This is a genomic window from Priestia sp. FW507-14D1A (genome assembly GCF_058781295.1).
The window spans coordinates 417,201-436,706 of the sequence record NZ_JBYSWQ010000001.1; the positions used below are offsets into that span (position 1 = coordinate 417,201).

At 36.3% G+C, this 19,506-nt stretch carries 17 protein-coding genes and 1 pseudogene; 2 read left to right on the top strand and 16 right to left on the bottom strand.

What is annotated here, in order from left to right; genetic code table 11:
• Nucleotides 1-30 precede the first annotated feature (30 nt).
• The 8 genes from AC3WJG_RS02520 to AC3WJG_RS02555 form a co-directional block, all read right to left on the bottom strand.
• Nucleotides 31-1,122 carry a low temperature requirement protein A gene (locus AC3WJG_RS02520; protein WP_337134602.1) on the bottom strand — a complete coding sequence of 364 codons (1,092 nt, stop codon included), beginning with the start codon at nt 1,120-1,122 and terminating at the stop codon, nt 31-33.
• A 248-nt stretch (nt 1,123-1,370) separates the two neighbouring features.
• On the bottom strand, nt 1,371-2,015 hold the full coding sequence (gene ycaC, locus AC3WJG_RS02525) for an isochorismate family cysteine hydrolase YcaC (RefSeq protein ID WP_025753100.1): 645 nt from the start codon (nt 2,013-2,015) through the stop codon (nt 1,371-1,373).
• 174 nt (nt 2,016-2,189) lie between these two features.
• Nucleotides 2,190-2,756 (bottom strand): NADPH-dependent FMN reductase, encoded by a 567-nt coding sequence (locus AC3WJG_RS02530; protein ID WP_028409904.1) that lies wholly within the window; start codon nt 2,754-2,756, stop codon nt 2,190-2,192.
• 155 nt (nt 2,757-2,911) lie between these two features.
• Nucleotides 2,912-3,850, bottom strand: coding sequence for a ring-cleaving dioxygenase (locus tag AC3WJG_RS02535; RefSeq protein ID WP_217598716.1), 939 nt, complete (start codon nt 3,848-3,850; stop codon nt 2,912-2,914).
• A 141-nt stretch (nt 3,851-3,991) separates the two neighbouring features.
• Nucleotides 3,992-4,390 (bottom strand): DoxX family protein, encoded by a 399-nt coding sequence (locus AC3WJG_RS02540; RefSeq protein ID WP_013084346.1) that lies wholly within the window; start codon nt 4,388-4,390, stop codon nt 3,992-3,994.
• 362 nt (nt 4,391-4,752) lie between these two features.
• The gene (locus AC3WJG_RS02545; RefSeq protein WP_328250074.1) at nt 4,753-5,793 is read right to left on the bottom strand and encodes an FUSC family protein; all 1,041 of its coding nucleotides are present in this window, start codon (nt 5,791-5,793) and stop codon (nt 4,753-4,755) included.
• A gap of 139 nt (nt 5,794-5,932) precedes the next feature.
• Nucleotides 5,933-6,400 (bottom strand): hypothetical protein, encoded by a 468-nt coding sequence (locus AC3WJG_RS02550; RefSeq protein ID WP_328250073.1) that lies wholly within the window; start codon nt 6,398-6,400, stop codon nt 5,933-5,935.
• A 95-nt stretch (nt 6,401-6,495) separates the two neighbouring features.
• The gene (locus AC3WJG_RS02555) at nt 6,496-7,941 is read right to left on the bottom strand and encodes a DHA2 family efflux MFS transporter permease subunit (RefSeq protein WP_098248977.1); all 1,446 of its coding nucleotides are present in this window, start codon (nt 7,939-7,941) and stop codon (nt 6,496-6,498) included.
• Between the two features lie 563 nt (nt 7,942-8,504).
• Between AC3WJG_RS02555 and AC3WJG_RS02560 the strand changes: the two genes are divergently transcribed.
• A complete protein-coding gene (locus AC3WJG_RS02560) occupies nt 8,505-8,699 on the top strand; it encodes a hypothetical protein (RefSeq protein WP_098658692.1) in 195 nt (64 codons plus the stop codon).
• 386 nt (nt 8,700-9,085) lie between these two features.
• Here AC3WJG_RS02560 and AC3WJG_RS02565 read toward each other — a convergent pair.
• The 8 genes and pseudogenes from AC3WJG_RS02565 to AC3WJG_RS02600 all read right to left on the bottom strand — a co-directional run.
• A pseudogene (locus AC3WJG_RS02565) lies at nt 9,086-9,232 on the bottom strand (SF0329 family protein); the annotation flags it as partial.
• 72 nt (nt 9,233-9,304) lie between these two features.
• On the bottom strand, nt 9,305-9,811 hold the full coding sequence (locus AC3WJG_RS02570; RefSeq protein ID WP_102812853.1) for a DinB family protein: 507 nt from the start codon (nt 9,809-9,811) through the stop codon (nt 9,305-9,307).
• A gap of 200 nt (nt 9,812-10,011) precedes the next feature.
• Nucleotides 10,012-11,709 (bottom strand): MFS transporter, encoded by a 1,698-nt coding sequence (locus tag AC3WJG_RS02575; protein WP_102812854.1) that lies wholly within the window; start codon nt 11,707-11,709, stop codon nt 10,012-10,014.
• Nucleotides 11,710-11,844: 135 nt separating this feature from the next.
• Entirely contained in the window at nt 11,845-12,477 is a 633-nt protein-coding gene (locus AC3WJG_RS02580; protein ID WP_102812855.1) for a TetR/AcrR family transcriptional regulator, read from the bottom strand.
• 438 nt (nt 12,478-12,915) lie between these two features.
• The gene (locus tag AC3WJG_RS02585) at nt 12,916-13,113 is read right to left on the bottom strand and encodes a ChaB family protein (RefSeq protein WP_028409873.1); all 198 of its coding nucleotides are present in this window, start codon (nt 13,111-13,113) and stop codon (nt 12,916-12,918) included.
• 160 nt (nt 13,114-13,273) lie between these two features.
• Entirely contained in the window at nt 13,274-14,788 is a 1,515-nt protein-coding gene (locus AC3WJG_RS02590) for a glycoside hydrolase family 32 protein (protein WP_102812856.1), read from the bottom strand.
• Between the two features lie 54 nt (nt 14,789-14,842).
• On the bottom strand, nt 14,843-16,552 hold the full coding sequence (locus AC3WJG_RS02595; RefSeq protein ID WP_102812857.1) for an alpha-glucosidase: 1,710 nt from the start codon (nt 16,550-16,552) through the stop codon (nt 14,843-14,845).
• A 238-nt stretch (nt 16,553-16,790) separates the two neighbouring features.
• The gene (locus tag AC3WJG_RS02600) at nt 16,791-17,783 is read right to left on the bottom strand and encodes a LacI family DNA-binding transcriptional regulator (protein ID WP_098334131.1); all 993 of its coding nucleotides are present in this window, start codon (nt 17,781-17,783) and stop codon (nt 16,791-16,793) included.
• Nucleotides 17,784-18,177: 394 nt separating this feature from the next.
• On the opposite strand from AC3WJG_RS02600, the gene AC3WJG_RS02605 reads away from it, so the two are divergent.
• Nucleotides 18,178-19,407: an MFS transporter gene (locus AC3WJG_RS02605; protein ID WP_102812858.1), complete on the top strand. Its 1,230-nt coding sequence runs from the start codon at nt 18,178-18,180 to the stop codon at nt 19,405-19,407.
• Nucleotides 19,408-19,506 lie beyond the last annotated feature (99 nt).

Sequence of the window (19,506 nt, forward strand, 5' to 3'; positions counted from 1 at the left end):
ACCTCCAGTATATAGTCGTTCTTTATTTGGTTAAGTGGTCGTAAACCTAGCGTAGATAATAAAAAAGATGGCTAACTCTCCTATGATGAGGGTGTTCGGGACGACTAAAAGTAAGTTAATAATAAAAAACACAGCTAAAATCCCTAAAAACAAGCCTAAATGATACACTTTCAAACGATGTTCTTCGAATCTATACTGGTGAAAAACAAGAGTGGTTGCCATGAAGTAAAGCAGCACGGATCCGAATACAAAATATAAGCTGAATGTGTACTGAACTTCATGTAAAAACATGAGCTTAATCGATGCTGCAATCATGCTTAGAGACATGAGGATAAGTAAGTGTCCGTAAATAATCGTTTGTCCGGCTCTTTGAATAGACTTGTTCACTTTCTTTTCTACGTTCTCAAAGTACTGCCACCACATGGCGATGATCAGGACAAATGAAATAACCGAAAATAAAATGGTATTCCAGTCCCCTTTTTGTGGCTGTATCACAGCAAGAATGCTGACAACGGATTCTCCAAACAAAATTAATGTCAGTAACGCAAAGCGTTCTAACAAATGAGCCGTGTTGGTCGGTAATTTCGCCAGTCGCTTATGTCCTAAAATAGGTAAAATCATGTCCACTGCAATTCCTGTATATAACACGGCGTAGCGGACCCATGAATCAAAAAAGAGCGACAGAAGCGAGATAACAATCCCAATTCCAAAGCATGTTCCTAAAAACACAGCAACTTTTTTTCTCTCACTCTGTTCAAATTTTTGGACAATAAGATATTGAATCGAGGTTAACGCTCTTAGCCCGATATAGCCAATCAAAAAAGACACGTAATATTGATCAAAATCTACGGACAGGCTTGAGATCATGATAAGAACAAACAGCATTTGAAAAATCATAAAGATGCGCTGGTGCAAAAAATCTTGTCCAAATCGATTGATAAACATCGTTTGTCCCGTCCACGCCCACCATATCGGAATAAAGATCAGTACAAACTTTAACAAATACTCTCCATGAATATACCCTTGTTCAACGTGAAGCAAAACATGCGTAGCAGTCGCAACGGCTGCCACAAATAACAAATCATAAAAAAGCTCCAGCCACGTAACTTTTTTTTCTTCCACTACTCCGCATCCCTTCCTATCATTTATCAGGCTGTCGTTAATATACTTTATTTTATATACAAGAGACGCATATTTCATGACAGGTAGCGTAGTAAAAGATAGGTGAGCCAGCTGTTTATCAGTCGGCTCACCTATCTAACAATTACTTTTATGTCGTTACGTTTTCTCCGTCACATAAATGATCCACAGATGCCATTCTACTTTCATGTCTTATATGTAAAGAGAACGACCTTTAGCATGCTATGTTATTAGACACTCTGCTTGCTGAAATCGCGCTGAGCTCCTCTATAGCTGCCCATTAAGTTTTGATAACCAGGAAGATGACTAGAAATTAAATTGCCAAAACCTTCAACGTCGTTGCGCCAGTCACGCTGCAGCTCGCACGCTACGCTAAACCAGTTCATGAGCTGTGCGCCCCCGTGAGCCATACGCGTTAATGCTGCATCTGCGACTTGCTTATTAAACGTTCCGGAAGCATCCGTCACAACAAACACTTCGTAGCCTGCTTTAATGGCAGAAAGTGCAGGAAAAGCAACGCAGACATCCGTCACTACACCGGCGATAATCAGCTGTTTTTTCCCGGTCGCTTTAATGGCTTTAACAAACTCTTCGTTGTCCCACGCGTTAATTTGTCCAGGACGAGCTATTTTGGGCGCATTAGGAAACAGATCAACGAGTTCTTGCATGAGCGGGCCGTTGGGTCCATTTTCAAAGCTAGTTGTTAAAATAACCGGTAAATCAAAGAATTTAGCTGTATCACCAAGAGCTAATACGTTGTTTTTAAATTCATCAACACCATAGTCGCGTACAAGACCGGAAATAAGCCCCGTTTGGTGGTCAACTAAAAGCACGGCAGCATCATCTTTTGAAAGGCGAGAGTAAAGATCAGACATTTTATAATCCTCCTTAAATTAAGGCAAGTAAGGATACACGTACCTCTTCCATTCCTTACAAGCGGTCTATAATTTGAACGGTTTTTTGGATTTCATTTATGATCTGTTAGGTAAAACATGTATAGAAAGAAAAGCTATTTCTGAGGTGAAGGTTCGTGAGGTGTGTTCTCTCTCTTAATCTAGAACAGGAACAGGCGCTTGATCAACCCAATGAATGAACTGCTGTAGGTAGCGCTGAAGATAACGTTTTGTTGATTCATCGGTTAGTACTTTTTGTTGAGCATCAACTTTTTCATGAACTTGCGAAATCAGCATTTTTTGAAATGGTAAAACGTTGACTTGCATAGCTTCCAGTACTTCTCTCGTTTGCATTTGAGCAAAAGCCGTACCGAAGCCTCCTGGAGTTGCTCCGATTAGGCCAACTGGTTTTCTGTTTAAAACAGAAGAGGTCCGAGGTCTTGAGGCCCAGTCTAAGGCATTTTTCAACACTCCTGGAATTCCTGAATTGTACTCTGGACTAACTATAATAACGCCGTCAACATCTTGAATCGCAGCTCTAAAGGATGCGACAGATTCTGGTGATCCGTCAGCTTCTAGGTCTTCATTAAAAAAAGGCAGGCTGCTTATTTCAATCCAGCGATATTGAGCTGAGTCATCTAATGTAGTCAATGACTCAGCAATCATTCGGTTATACGAATTCTTTCGTAAGCTTCCACAAATAAGACCAATAGTTTTCGTCATCTATTCACCTCCTTACTTGGAATTAATTTCATATTACCACGGTGTTTCAAATATAGATATTAGTTTTATATATAGATAAATTAATTCCTTCTTTGTACCTAATGTAGGATTGAACTAGCGTTTTACTATTACTAAAAGAATTCTTTCATTAAAATTTAGTCTAATTCTCTCACTTCAAAAGGAATCAAAGCTCTTTCAATTTGATCTCGATGGGTTTCGTACTGTTCAGGCAGCATGAGTTTTTCTCCCATTGTTTCAAGTGACTCATCATGAGCAAAGCCTGGAGGATCTGTTGCAATTTCAAATAGAATTTCTCCGTGTTCTTTAAAGTAAATCGCATTAAAGTAATTTCGATCTCGAACAGCCGTTACTCCGTATCCGCTGTCGGCTACGTATTTCTGCCATTCTAATTGATCTTCATCATCTTTTGCTCGCCATGCAATATGGTGAACCGTTCCAACGCCCATTTGCCCGCGTCCAATGGTTGTTAATTTTAAATCAATCACATTTCCAATGTCAGCTGATGATTGAAAACGTATAAAATCTCCTTCTTGCCCTACTTTTTGTAGACCCATTACGTTTTCTAATAACTGAGCTGTTTCATGAGGCTTAACAGATAATAACGTAGCGCCTCCGAATCCTTTAATAGCCACTTCAGGTTTAATTTCACCGACTTGCCACGTATTCTTTTCTCCTTCTTCTCTTTCCACAATCTCTAGATGTAAACCATGAGGGTCGTCAAACTCTAAATACTGTTCTCCGAATCGCTCCATCTTTGTAGCTGGAACCCCAAACTTTGCTAATCGCTGTTCCCAAAAGTCCATCGCACCTTTTGGAACCACATAGGAAGTTACGCCAACTTGCCCGTCACCTATTTTTCCTTGTCGTGCATTTGCCCACGGGAAGAATGTAATAATCGTTCCAGGTTTTCCGCCTTCATTCCCAAAGTAAAGGTGATACGTTCCTGGATCATCAAAGTTTACCGTTTGTTTGACCAAGCGTAATCCTAGCACGCCCGCATAGAAATCAACATTTTCTTGAGGATGACCTACAATCGCCGTGATATGATGAATACCCGCTGTTTTTTTACTCATTACTACCATCTCCTTCGATACATTTTTCGTCATATGTTTCGTGATCCCTTTTACAATTACAACTATTTATCGCAAATATCTTGAATTCGAGATATTAGTCAAAAAATAAAAGCGTCTTTCTTATTCAACCCATTTTCTCTTTTAGAAAATAAACGTATCTAGTGCATAATAACCTGGTCCTGCAATTGCTACACCGATTGCTACAACTAAAAGCGTAAGGTTATATTCATACCCATTTTGTGTTGCCCAGTATCCATTCGGACCGTGTACTTTCACAATTGCCATGACCATTGTTCCCGCAATCAAAAGCGCTCCTAGCGGTGTAAGAAGTCCTGCAGCAAATAAAGCTCCGCCTACCAGCTCGGATAATCCAGCCATTAACGCCATTCTAACACCTGGCTTCATTCCGATGGATTCAAACCAGCCTCCCGTTCCTTTTAAGCCGTGGCCGCCAAACCATCCAAATAATTTCTGAGTTCCATGTGCCATAAAAGATAATCCAATAACTAAACGTATTAACAATAAACCAATGCTCACCATTTTTTATTCCTCCTATTTTTTCATCACTTTAAAATCTCGAATTAAAACATCTTGAATTAAAACATATTGAATTAAGGATAATTATAAAATCATATGGTTCCCCTGTCAACATAAATTTTTATATTTTTTTGTAGTTAGCTGAAACGCTTAACGACGTATTAAAAACATATTCATGATTTTATATGGATATGAGCACGGGAACGGAAAATATAAAAGCTAAATTGTATTATTTATTGAATAAAAAAAAAGTCACCCCTTGGTAACTTCTTTTCCTCTTCTGCTATGGATGTATCGTTCAATAAGCAGATACTGCAGTTATCACCCCGTTTATAAAAGGGATATCTACATCACTTGAATTAGTATCATTTTGTTCCTAATTTATCAATTAATTTAAGCGTATCATTATATAGACTTAATTGATGTCGGTGGGACTCTAATTCAGGTGGGATACGGATTTGTAAAGGAATTGAAGACAGATCCAGTAAATCCAGAGATGATTTGTTTATAGCGTGATTTTCTAAGTTTTGATTAGCTTGTTTTGTGACATATTCTCCTAATACTTGTAGTTGAACAGCCCATTTTTGCCGATCAACTGTGGGTAGAGAATTCGTTTCGGACCAGTCATTAAATGTAGTGACCACACCTGAAATATAGGTGTAGCCATGCTTCAGGTGAAAAAGGAATTGTTCGTTTTGTTTTAACTGCTGCTTTTTATTTCTGCCAAATGGGTTCAACTTTAAACTCTTCTCTGCTTTTTCGAATTCCTTTTCGACCTGATGAAGTTCCTGAAGCAGGTCAGTCGTATCATCTATTAAGTTTTCTCCCTCAATGAATTCGCAGTTATTGTTTACCCAATAAGCCGCCTTTTTAAATAATTGTCCAAGGTCTATTCCAAATTGGGTCAAGGTTCTGCGAGCTTCTTTTACGTAATTTGGAGGAACAATTATGATATGGATTATAATAGCGACAAGAGCTCCTATAATCGTGTCTCTTATTCGATCAGAAACATAATAATTTGTTTTATGAACGAATACAAAAACTAATAAAATGGTAAGAGCAATTTGATGAATGATCGTCTTATGTAGCCTTAGTACAACAGGAAGCACCATTCCCATTATTAATAATAATCCTATTGTCCACCCGTTTACTTCTAAATGTTTAATGATAAAAATCGTAGCAGCAATTCCAAAAAGAGTGCCGATAATTCGATAAAAAGCATACACAGCAGAATGCTGGATGGTTTCTTGAATAGAAAGAATCACGGTTAAAGGCGCTAAATAAGGATGTTTAGAGCCTAACATTTTTGCCAGCTCCCACGATACACCCGAAGCTATAGATATTTTGGCTATAAGTATTAATCCTTTTATTAGTTCGAGCTTTTGCTTTCCCTTATTTATATCCATAAAAACTCCTTTATTTAAAAAGTGCTCTTCTACACCTGTGTATGTAAGTCAACTTACAGTCACTTCCTGCCGTTACTTACTATTTTTCGTTAGTAATAGCTTATATAGTAAGTTTCGGATTTAAAAGAAAAAGGTAAGATCAACTAAATCTTTTCACCTTTTCAAATAAATACTGCACTCCATATAACAAATATGCTTTGTAATGAAGGTAGATAAAAAATTGAAAATGACTTAATCGGTTTAGACTTACAATTTTCAACCTTTTAAGAACATCAATAAAGTAAAAAGCAAAGATTCCATCAACTATAATATTCATTAATATAAACTTTTTAAAGTTGCCATACGAAGATTTAAGCAGCCACATTGAAAGTGGCATATAAGGCCCAATGCTAAAAGGAAGTTCATCTTTTATGAACGAATCTTTTTTGTCATAAAATCTCCACCACTTCCTCTGATGCCCATACAAATGATTAATAATTTCTAAGATAATAATAAAAACCCCTGCTAACGAATAACGTCTTATGCTGCGTTTCCCTATAAATAACAACGACAACCATGGAATCGCTATTATAGATAGGTTAAATCCTAAGTGTTTTCTTGATATCATAAGCGAACTCACCTCAATGTACTTTATCTAGTTCTTCTTATAGTGTCCGCCTATTACAAAAAAAACACAGACCATCCAATGGTCTGTGTTTTTTATTAATGTGCTTTTTGTTCAACATGGACTCTCTTAATAAAGAACGAGATAACCAATCCAACAATGGAAACAATAATCGCAAAGACAAACGCGTGTTGAACACCGTTGGTAAAGGCAAGAACTTGGTTTAATGGATCCATTTTATTTGATACCGTCTCAAGAAAGCTTCTTGAGCCCGATGAAAGAATGGAAATTCCAACAGCTGTTCCAATTGCACCAGAAACCTGCTGTAAAGTGTTCATAATCGCTGTTCCATGCGGGTACAGCTCAGGTGGAAGCTGGTTTAATCCATTTGTTTGAGCCGGCATCATAATCATCGAAATGGCTATCATAAGCGCAATGTGCAGAGCAACGATAAATCCTGTTGACGTTTCCAGCGTTACGGTTGAAAAACCATACATGGCGCCGGCTACAATCACAAGGCCAGGGATAACTAACCATTTGGGACCAAAGCGGTCAAATAATCCGCCCATAACCGGTGAGAGAATTCCGTTAATCACTCCTCCAGGAAGAAGCATTAGGCCAGCGGCAAAGGTTGATAAAGCTAGTGATGTTTGTAAGTATAAAGGTAAAATCATCATCGCAGACAATAGTACCATCATGCAGACTAGAATTAATAAAAGGCCAATTGTAAACATTGGATACTTAAAGGCTTTAAGATCTAACATTGGCTCTTTCATCTTCGTTTGACGAATAGAAAATGCCACTAATGCAATAGCTCCAACCACAAGAGTTAGAACAACCTGTAGACTTCCCCAGCCTCCGCCTTCTCCAGCGCTGCTAAATCCAAACACGATTCCTCCAAAACCGATTGTTGAAAGAACAACAGAAATCATATCGATTTTTGGCTTTGTTGGTGTGGTAACGTTCTGCATAAAGAAAGCTCCAAACACTAAGGCAACAAATAACAGCGGAAGCGAAATCCAGAAAATCCAGTGCCACGTTAATGTTTTTAAGATTAATCCTGATACGGTTGGGCCAACAGCTGGCGCAAACATAATAACAAGGCCGATAATCCCCATTGACTTTCCACGTTTATGCGGCGGGATAATAACAAGAATCGTGTTAAACATAAGCGGTAAAAGTAAAGCAGTTCCAACGGCTTGCACGACACGGGCAATCATGAGTACCCCGAACGTTGGTGCAATAGCGGCAATAAATGTTCCAATAATGGAGCAAATTAGAGATGCTATAAAAAGCTGTCTGGTTGTAAAGCGCTGAAGAATAAAACCCGAAATAGGTACCAAAATTCCTAACGTTAACAGATACCCTGTTGTCAGCCACTGTGCGGTTGTTTCGTGAATGCCAAAGCCAGAAATTAGCTCCTTTAACGCCATATTCAGAGCTGTTTCACTAAATAAACCGATAAATCCAGCAATAAGAAACGACGTAATAATCGGCAGCACTTTGATGTTAGAGCTTTCGGCTGCTGTTTGTTGATTACTCATATTAAATTGTCTTCCTCTCTTTTACGTACTCTTTTTGGTGAACGTTTTTTCTATCTCAATGATAAGTTGATTAGCAGACAAACAATGCATATTGATATAAAGATTAAAGATAGATTTAAGGCATTATGTTGACTAAGCTTTTTCTTTCTCTTCTCTTTTGACCGAAGTGCTTTTTGTCTTCTAAATTCGTTTCTTTCCACAGATCCCTCTCCATTTCATTTCTAAATCAGCTTTAGAAACCTTCCTATGTAAACTAATTTCTATTCCTAATATGAAATTTTTAATAAGCAAGTTAAAACGAAATAGAACTATAAAATGAATTTCACTCTACATAACAGGAATATTGTAACACAGCTATAAGTACTGTTTCTATCTAAAATATACTAAATAACAACAGCTATATACCTAACTTAGTGCTCTGTGACAATTAAAATTTGGTTCTGTTAGATGCTTTTTGTTCCGTTTGTCCTAACAGAATACACTAACTTTTTAATCATCAGCCAAAAGAAATAGTATCAGAAATGAAGTAATAGTAAAAATTGATACTATGGAGGTGTTTTCTTATGAAAAATTATGAAGTAACATTTCATCTAATTAACGGTGAAATAAGTCATTTAGTTGAAGCTAAATCACTTATTCGTGCAAAGAACTACATACAGTATAGGTTTGAAGACAAAAGTAAAATATTGGATTTATCAAATGAGTTGGTCATTGTTAAAAGGAACGTCCAATATTTTACAGTAGTTGAAAAAGAATAATTAGTTATATAAAAGGACGTTATCTACAAAAGTAATGTCCTTTTCTATCCATATAATATCTTATAGGGTAGTCTCTTTTTTCCTATTCTAGTCACTAAAATTTTTCTCCGACTTGAAGCCAAAATAGATTTTGCGCCCTCTAAGCGTACCTTTAATTTAGTCTACTAATTTTTCTTTTTTGGATAAAACTCATTATTTCATACTTTTTAGATAAAGTAAGAAACAAGCTAAATACATGCATTTAATGTGCAGACAAACGCTCTCTGAGGAAATTGTTTTTTGAGACAAACAACTCGAATTCATCTAAACAAAAGGCTCCATCAAATTTTAATATTGATATTAAGCGTAAAAACAGAACTCCCTATTTTATGAAAGCTCTGTTTTGTTTATTCACTATTATGTATATTTTCCGCGTCAAAACGTAATTTATAAAAATCCTGAACTAATGTATTTTCTTCTAAAATGAATTCTTTCATTTTACGTAAAATTCTTTTCCCTACACGGCGGTCCAACACACACAATATTTTTATTACATTAAAAATTAACCTGCAGCATTAGTTGAATTTTATATGGATAATTAGTATTTCTGAACAGGATTATTAAATTCAATGTCTCCATTTTAAGATATTTTCATTTTCCATTTGAAGCAGCTTTGTCATATAAACGATTTGTCCCGTATGATAAGCATAATGTTCAACGGCATATAAGATAACACTTAAACAGGACTGTTTTTTGCCTGGTTCTGGAATTAATGTACTTGTTGTAGAAGGCATTTGTATGGATTTTTCTAAATCGTTAAAATCAAAATTTGCGATAACTTCTTTACTTTGTTGTCGTGTAAAGATTAAATTTTCTATTAGCTGCTCGGAATCCATTACTCTGTTATCAGTAAATTCTTTGGATCTCTGTCTAATAAAAGGCTTACCACCAATTATGCTGACGATAAATGCATATTCGCTGCCAGCAAGATGTAAACATAAGTTTCCAATACTATTCGTTTCTTGGCGGAACTTTTTCCAAATATCATCATCTGCTAATCTACTAATACAGGTTTGGATTATATCTAATTGTGTATCAAGGGATTCAATGCTTTCTTTTATGAAGGGATTCATCTAGTTTCTCCTTTTGTATTTTTATTCTATATTATAAATAATTATACATAATTCAACACATATTTGCACTGTATTTTTGTATTAGTTATTAATTTATTAACAACATATCTGCAAAGCGCACGTGTAGAAATGAAAAGAGCAAACTCCCTGACACGTGAGTTTGCTCTTTCTGTTCTTTATTCAAATTTCTTCAGTTTAACTTATTGTCCTATATCCTTCATTCTCTTAAGAGCTTTTCTATATTCTTGATCTCTCATATGCAGCATTTTATCAGCAGAAGGTTTAGATTGACCAAACTTTTTCAAAGCTGCTCTATACTCGCTGTCACCAATGACTCGATTCGAAATAACCTCTTTAGATGAACGTTCAACAACGGGAGTAGCTTTTTTATTGGGAAGCTCTTCGGTACTCTGCTTTTCTTTATGTGTTTCTTTGTCATGCGGCTTGTGAGCCAGCTTATGTCCTTTACCTGTTAGGAACATCAAAAACGAAAGAATTAATACCACCATGCTCAATACACAGGAAAACGTAGAAAATGTATGATACGTAATGATTTCAGATTTTACATGTAGAGATTGCGTGAAATTTTCTTTACTAGCCACCTGGCTCTCTGCGCTTACTGTTGCAAGGTGATCTTTATACACCTTTGCAAAGACGATACTGCTGATTACAGGGATGACCGCAGATACAGTAACTCTTATAAATTGAACGGTGACCATCCGAGGGACTAAACTTGGTAGCGGTCCGCCTAAAGCTGCACCCATAAGACCTGCAGCAACTGTGAACCCTACTCCTGCGATTAAAGCGGCAAAGCTGCTAACAAAGAGAAATGCAGAAGCATGACCGTCTACATACATCCACTGTATGTTCACTCCCGTAATAATAACCGCTCCTATAATACCTAATACGCCCGGTCCAACTTTATCATATAATACGGCACTTAATATGGCGGCAATTACTATTCCAGCAAAAAGCCCGATATAGATCAGTGAAGTGTCTCCTTTATCAAAACTAGATCCACTTTTAAGCAATCCTTGTAGAGATAAAAGAGTTAAACTCATACTAATATTGCCTATAACAGCAATTAAGATAGCAAGAGCTGGTTTTCGAGAAGCCACTAACCTAAAGGGAATTAACGGATTTTTAATATGCCATTCTGCTGCGAATAAAAAGCATAGAAAAGTGATGCTTCCCACTATGCCTATCCATACATAAGTAGATGCCCATCCTGATTTTTGGAGATTAAGTAATGTAAAGGTAATAAATGCAGTAACCATAAACATTAACGCTACACCGATGATGTCAAATGGTTCATGGTGTTTGTGCTGTTGCTTGGCGTGATCATTTGTTAAAAATTTGTAGCTGAAGCATATTCCCAGTAAGGAAAGTACGGCCGCTATATAGAATAACCCTCTCCAGTGTCCGTAGCTGTTCACTAACATTCCGAGAAAAATGCCCACAACGCTAGATCCATAAAATCCGCCAATAAGAATCAATAATGCCAAGTTCCGTTTCTGAATCGGAAAAGAAAGAACCAGCATTGGAATCATCATCATAAGTGCTAAACCCGTTCCTGTTCCTTGTAAAAAACGACCAATGCCCATTCCTAAGAAGCTGTTAGACGCAATACTTACGATAGCTCCTATAAGAAATAAACACATCGAAAGAACATACGTCCTTCTCTCCCCTAGCTTATGTCGAAGGATAGGTCCAAACGGAATACAAAATGCAAAGCTTATCACCCCTATTAAAACCGGTGTTATCGAAATATAAGATTGATCGTTAAACGTTTGTTGGAGAATTTCACGTATAGAATTTAATGACGTGTTTAACATTAAACCAGGACCAATAGCTAAAACTGCCAGTAAGGAAATCCCCCAGTGTTTTTCTATTTTCATACTACAATTCCTTTCTGCCTTTCATGATTGTAAAAAACTAAAAATGCGGCGTTCATGTTTCTTCCAACCATCACAGTAGCTAGGGTAAAGAAGAAAGATGTTTATCCGCATTTGAACAAACTAAAAAATAAAGCTTCAGTAAGGAAGCTTTATTTTATTTTCTAAACCTGCTACTCGAATTGGCCCTAAAAGTGTTAGCCTGGTTAATTTTTCAGCCATAAATGCAGGGCTGAATTTCATATCACTTTCTAACCAAGAGCAGATGACACCTATATGAGCTGATGTGATATAACTAATCAGGATATCTTTAGGGATATTAAGTCCATCCTCTGCTTCTCCAATCGAAGAAATTAACTCTCCATACACTCTTTTCTTTACAATTTCCGTCATATGACTTCTAAATTGAGGTAATCCTCGGTCGCTTAGCATAACTTTAAAATAATCGGCATGGTCATAGATGAATTCAAAAAGCTTTAAGAAAGAAACGGATTCATCATTTTCTTCTACTGCTGCGAAATCCTCATTATTTTGTTTAGGCTTTACTTTCTCTATTAGCTCTTCTAGAACTTCATTCATACTCTGCATGAGAAAGTCTTGCTTATCTTGGTAATGCAAATAAAATGTTCCTCGCGTTAATTCCGCTTTTTCCGTAATTTCTTGAATCGTAATAGATGTAACGTCTTTCTCTTTAAGAAGTTCGACTAAAGCGTCTCTTAAGTATTTATTTGTTCTTTTTATCCTAGGATCTACTTTTGTTTTTTTAGACATCGTTCGTCTCCTTGTATAACTTTTATTGAGTCTCAGGCATATGATTATGACTTGTATAGGTGCAGCCATTTAGACCTTTTCTGGTGATTAACTATTTAAACTGCCCTGTATCATCAACATACATTCTGCACACGATGTAAACTAATGAACATTATGTATATTAAGTCTCACAAAATATAACCAATCTGTCAATATCAAAAACTGATTAAGAACGAATCATTTGGTTGTTAGGTATGGATGGCGTGAACGCAAGAACAAAATCTTTTGTAGAAACGTTCAAAAGAAACGGTAATGGTGAAATCAATCACTTGGTTGAGTATGCACCAGCTAGAAGCACCTGCATACAGGAAACCTACGTTCACAATCACAATAAAAAGATCCGAACATTTTATCGTTCGGATCTCCATTCCACTAAACTACTCTTAAGCTCTTTTCTCGCTACTTTTTCACCCAGTTGTCATCATCATCTTTTTTGTACTTTGTTTTCACTGCATTCCAAGCTACTTTATGAGCCGTAGCTTCTTCTTTGTATTCGTCACTAGCTGAATTAAATGCTTCTTTATAAATTTCCTGAGCATGATGAGGAAGGTTATCTTTTACTCCATCAGGCAATTCTTTTAACGAATTGTAGGGCATAATCGTGTTCCTCCTTGAAAACATCGTTTACTACTGATTTACCTGTTCTTAATGAGTATAAACATTTAATAAATAATAAAGCTTGAAAACGAATTGGAGTTTTGACTCCATAAAAAAGAACAGCTCCTCTCTAGGAAGTCTGTTCTTCAAGTAAATCTAATTACCCTTTAAAAACCAATGGGGAAACGCCCTTGCTTAGGTTCCATTTATTTAAGGTAACCAATTCAATTTCTTGATCTGCAAAGAAACAAATACCTTTCGCGTTGTCTCCAGGATAGATTCTGCTCGTCATCACTTTCTCGCCTTCATTAATAAAAACTTCAATGGACGATTTATCGACAAACAGATGAAGATGTAAGTGATTATCATTTAATCCAACAGGTGCTTTTCTTACTCCTCCGTCGCCTTTGCCTGAGTTATCACGATTAAAGATAAACAAACTTTCTAATTTATCGTAGGTTAAAAGCGTTTCTTGATGAGTTCCGTTATGTGTTCTCACTTTTATGCCAAATTTTGAAGAAGCTTTTGCGTTTATTTTCACTTCAAGTTCGTAACAATCACCTGAAATACCTGCAAGTTCCTGTTCTCCATTAACGATAATATTTTCATATTGCACCTGATTTTGACGAAGCTGCTTAAGCTCTGGAATTGGTTTACTAATTATATTCCCTTGTTTAATAGAAAGCTCACGCGGAATAGTCATTGCGCCTGCCCAATTGTGTTTTTGTTCGGGCATGCTGCTTTCCCACATAGCCATCCACGCTATCATAATGCGTCTGCCGTGTTCATCTTCTGTTGTTTGAGGAGCATAAAAATCAAACCCGTAGTCCAAAAGCTGAAAGTCTTTATGTTGAAGCAGCCCTGTTTGATAGTCTAATTTCCCTTTTATATATCCAGCTTGATGTAAGTTATGATAAAGATCTCCTTCTGGTTTTACTCCTTGAGGCGATATAACAAGCACGTCTTGTCCTTCGAGACTAAAAAGATCCGGGCACTCCCACATAAAACCAAGATCCCCTTGACTTTTGGCCATTACATTTATAAACTCCCATTTCAACAGATCTCTTGAACGGTGCAAAAGAACTTGGCCTTCATGATCTTTCGTGCGTGACCCAAGAACACAATAATAATAGTCGTCTTTCTTCCATACTTTTGGATCTCTGAAATGATGAGGATGAATATCCCCTTCAGGCACTGGACCAATAACTGGATTTTGAGGCACTTTATTAAAATGAACGCCGTCTTCGCTTACAGCAAGGCACTGAACCTGTCTTAAGTCCGTATCATAGTTATCCCCTGTCCACACATTCCCTGTATACATTGCATAAAGTTTTCCGTCTTTTTCAATTGCACTTCCTGAAAAACATCCGTCTTGATCGTATTCTTCACTCGGAGCAAGAGCGATAGGAAGGTGTTCCCAGTAAGTAAGATCTCTACTTTTTATATGCCCCCAATACATGGGCCCCCACTCGGGAGAGTAAGGATGATGTTGATAAAACAAATGATACTCACCTTTATAAAAGCTGAATCCGTTTGGATCATTCATCCAGAATGCTGGTGTAGACACATGGTATTGTAGTCGCCAATGATTCTGATCAACAGACTCCTGCTCGTGTAACACAGATTCCATTGCCTTTGAGATTTTTTCTTCATGTTGATTTCTTAATGTTCTCAAAAGATTTCCCCCTGCCTTTCTATACGTGAATGAGTCAATTGTGATAAAAAGAGATTAAAATGATGAATCGATTTCACAAACAATGGACTCGTAAGGTCGTAAATTTATCTGATTTAGGTGTAATTCTAAATGATCATAATTCGATAAAATAACATTTTTTATATTACAATCTAAGTTTAGAGTTAACTCTTTATTATCAAAGTTAGCAATCACCGCTATTTTTTTATCGTTCAACTCTCTCGTGTAGGCCATAATTTGTAGGCTATCTTTAAACATGTCTTCATATTTACCAAAAGCAATAACATCTGAATATGGACTGCTTTTTCTTAAACTAATTAACTTTTTATAGAAATAAAATAAAGAATTACGATCTTTTAAAGCATTCTCGACATTAATAGAAGAGTAATTAGAATTTATCTCTAGCCACGGTGTACCTTGGCTAAATCCTGCATATTCAGAATGATTCCACTGCATAGGTGTTCGAGAATTATCACGACTGCGTCTCCAAATCGCTGCTAATGCTTCCTCTTTTGAGAATCCTTCTTTCAGCGCAGAGTAATATTGATCGATTGAAGCCAGGTCATTGTAATGCTCAATTGATGGATACTCTACATTTGTCATTCCAATTTCTTGCCCTTGATAGATAAATGGCGTCCCTTTTAAGAAGAAATAGACGGTAGCTAACATTTTAGCTGGAATAGGTCCTATATCTTCTGGTTTAATAAATTTGTTTAAAGAACGAGGCTGGTCATGGTTTTCTAAATAAAGCGCTCCCCACCCTGTGTTGTTATAGAACGTTTGACTGTCAGAAATGGCTTTTTTGAAATCAAGTAGATTCCAATTATACGGTTTATACCATTTTCCTTCTTTTCCTACATCTAGATCGACATGATCGAACTCAAAAAGCATACTAAAGTGCCCGTCTTCTCCCGCATAAATAGGCAGTTCTTTGTGTGATACCCCAGGTGCTTCTGCCACGGTTAAAATATCATGTGAAGTAAAAGCTTCTTTACTTAGTTCACTTAAAAATTTATGAATGCCTTGTTGATTGGTTTCAATTACATTCATTCCATCCTGCGAATCAGCAAAGTCCTGTCGTTTTTTTATAAATGTAATGGCATCTACTCTAAAGCCGCTAATTCCTTTATCTAACCACCATGTAACCATTTTATAAACGGCATTTCGAAGATCAGGGTTTTCCCAGTTAAGATCAGGCTGTTTTTTAGAAAATGCATGAAGATAATACTGTCCGGTTTGCTCATCATACTCCCAGCACGAACCGCCAAAAATAGATTTCCAATTGTTAGGCGGAGTCCCTTCTTCGCTTCCGTTTCTCCAAATATACCAATCTCTTTTAGGATGATTTACATCACTTTTTGATTCTATGAACCATTCATGTTCATCCGAAGTATGGTTAACGACTAAGTCCATAATAATCTTTATATCTCTTTTTTTAGCTTCATGAATTAATAGATCCATATCTTCCATAGATCCAAATTCCTCTGCAATTGCTTGATAATCAGAGATGTCATATCCGTTATCGTCCATTGGTGATTGATAAACTGGGCTTAACCAAATAACGTCGATACCTAACTCTTTTAAGTAATCTAATTTTTGAATAACTCCTTTTAAGTCACCAATTCCGTCACCATTAGAATCATAAAAACTTTTCGGATAAATTTGATATACAACAGCTTCCTTCCACCATTGTCTATTCTTTATTGTAGCGCTTTCTTCATTCTTTCTTTCACTTAGTTGAACCATTTCTTATCAGCTCCCGTATTTTTGTATTAAGATTATGTACTTACCTTCGTTTATATGGTATCGATACCATATATGATTAAAAAAATTTATGCTATTAAAAAGTCTGATATGACCCTTCTTCTTTAAGATAAATTTATTGTATTACATCATGGGAACGGTTTCAATGATTTTTCTGAAAATTTTTCAAAAAAGGTGAGAACGAATAAGTTCAGTCCTCACCTTCATATGTGACCTCCTATTACGTTGAACTTCGGATAACCAGCTCGATTGGAAGTTCAAAAGTTTCCACTTTTACTTCCGAATCATTCAACATATCAATAAGGGTTTCCATTGCTTTAATCCCCATCTGATCAATAGGTTGTCGTATAGTCGTTAGCTTTGGATCTAACATTTGTGCAAGAGGTTGATCATCAAAGCCAATAATCGCCAAATCATTAGGTATTTTTAGACCACACTCTTTGGCTTCAATCATCATTCCCCCGGCAATTTCATCACTTCCTGTAAATATAGCTGTTGGACGATCCTCCATTGACAGGATTTTTTTAACTACTTGTTTTCCATCTTCAATACTGTGTTGATTAACAAAGATCCATTTTGGATCTGGCTCGATCCCTGCCTCTTGAAGTGCTTTTTGGTAACCTTGATTACGGTCCTTGTCCTTACCTTCCTCAGCAAACAATCCACCTGTACAGTACCCAATTTTCCGGTGGCCTTTTTCAAGTAAATGCTTTACGCCTATATACGCACCCTTGTATTGATCTAATCGAACGATTGGGACACTTGCGTTGTTTACATATTCATTGCATAACAAAATAGGACCAGATTCAGTAAACGGTTCTATGATACTCCAGTCATTCTCAATAGAGGTCATAATAATTCCGTCAACTTGCTTTGTTTTTAGTAAATTTAAAAAGGCCAATTCTTTCTCTTTGTCTTCATTACTTTGAAAAATTAATACATGATAGCCGTTTTTATAAGCAATTTGTTCAATTGAATCGACTAAATAAGAGAAAAAAGGATTTACGATTCTTGGTACAATGACACCAATTGTAGTCGTTACCTGTCCCCTTAACTTTCTTGCTGAAGGGTTCGGGGTATAATTAAGCTCTTTCATTGCTTTTAGCACCAGATTTTTTTTCTCCTCTGAAACATACGAATGATTGTTTATAACACGGGAAACGGTTGTTTTTGATAACCCCGATAATTTTGCTACGTCATATATGGTAGGCATTTATTTATCACTCCATCACTAACTGAAATCAGTTTCATACTTATTTTACGTTAAGAAAGAGCCACAATGCAATGAATGAATTCGTTTGCATCTCTATATCATGCGTTCAATAAGATTACCAGTAAAATCACTGTGACTATTTAAAACAGAACCTTTTTATATAAAATGTTTCATGCTTAATAAATCAGCGTACTTAAAAGTGTTTGTTTCACAAGTAAGAAATCAGTACCATACTCAAAAAAACACATTATACTTAAATAAACCTTTTTTAAAGGGTGTTTTTGTTAATTAATTTCTTATTGACATATGAAATCGGTACCATATATAATACAATCAAATCGAAAACGCTTTCTAAATAAAATTTAGATACATAAACAGCAAAGGGGATTTAAATATGCAAAACAATAAACTTTACTGGAAGCTAAGCAGTTTCTTTTTCTTGTTCTTCTTATCTATTGCCTCTATTTTCACTTTTTTTGCTATCTGGTTGGGGCAAAGCCTTAACCTTTCCGGAGCACAAACAGGTATTGTTTTTTCTGTAAACGCTATCTTTACTATGCTTTTCCAACCGCTTTATGGATATATCTCTGACAAATTGGGCTTACGAAAGAATTTATTATACTTCATTTCAATTTTAGTTATTTTATCTGGACCATTTCTCATTTTTATCTATCAACCACTTTTAAACTGGAATTTTTGGTTAGGAGCTCTGACAGGTGGGTCTTATCTTGCCATCACTTTTTTAGCTGGTATCTCAGCTATCGAGTCATATATTGAAAAAGTTGGAAGAAAGTACGAGTTTGAATTCGGTCGTGCAAGACTTTGGGGATCAATAGGAGCTGCCGTTGCAGCTGCCATCGGGGGACGAATGCTTAATATTAACCCTGATATCAACTTTTGGATTGCATCGGGATCAGGCATTCTCTTATTACTTGTTATTTTTCTTACAAAAGTAGAAGTATCCACTATCGAAGAAAAAAAGGCAAAGTCCCTTTCTATTCAAGATTTGGGCAGTTTATTTAAACGAAAAGATTTCTGGGTTTTTATGATTTTTATGCTCGGGACGGGCTGTATTTATAATGTGTTTGATCAGCAATTCCCTGTATATTATGCCTCTTTGTTCCCAACCGAACAATTAGGTAACCAAATATTCGGTTACTTGAACGCAGGTCAGGTCTTTTTAGAGTCCGGTATGTTATTAGTTGCTCCATTCATTGTCCGTAAAGTCGGTCCTAAAGGAGGTTTAATTTTAGCGGGAATCATTATGATTTTGCGCGTGATAGGTTCAGGGTTAGTATCAGATCCATACAGCATTTCATTTATTAAGCTTCTTAACGCACCAGAGTTTGCCATTATCATCGTTTCTGTGTTTAAATATCTTGCTACACATTTTGATACAAAATTCTCTTCAATTTTATATTTGGTTGGATACCAGTTCGCAATGCAGCTAGGGGCTGTTATACTCTCTCCTATCGTAGGAAATCTATACGATTCCATTGGCTTTCGTCAAACATACTTAATCATGGGGGTTATTGTTACTATCTTTACTCTATTTGGTGCATTTCTTTTAAGAAACAAGAATCAAGCATCTAAAGATAATAATGATTCAAAGCTTACTGCTTAGAACCAGGAAAAATATGTATTAACTGTGATTCTCATATTTTTGAAAGCCCTTGCTAATTGTATCAAGGGCTTCTTTTTGATGAGTGTCTTCTATATTTAC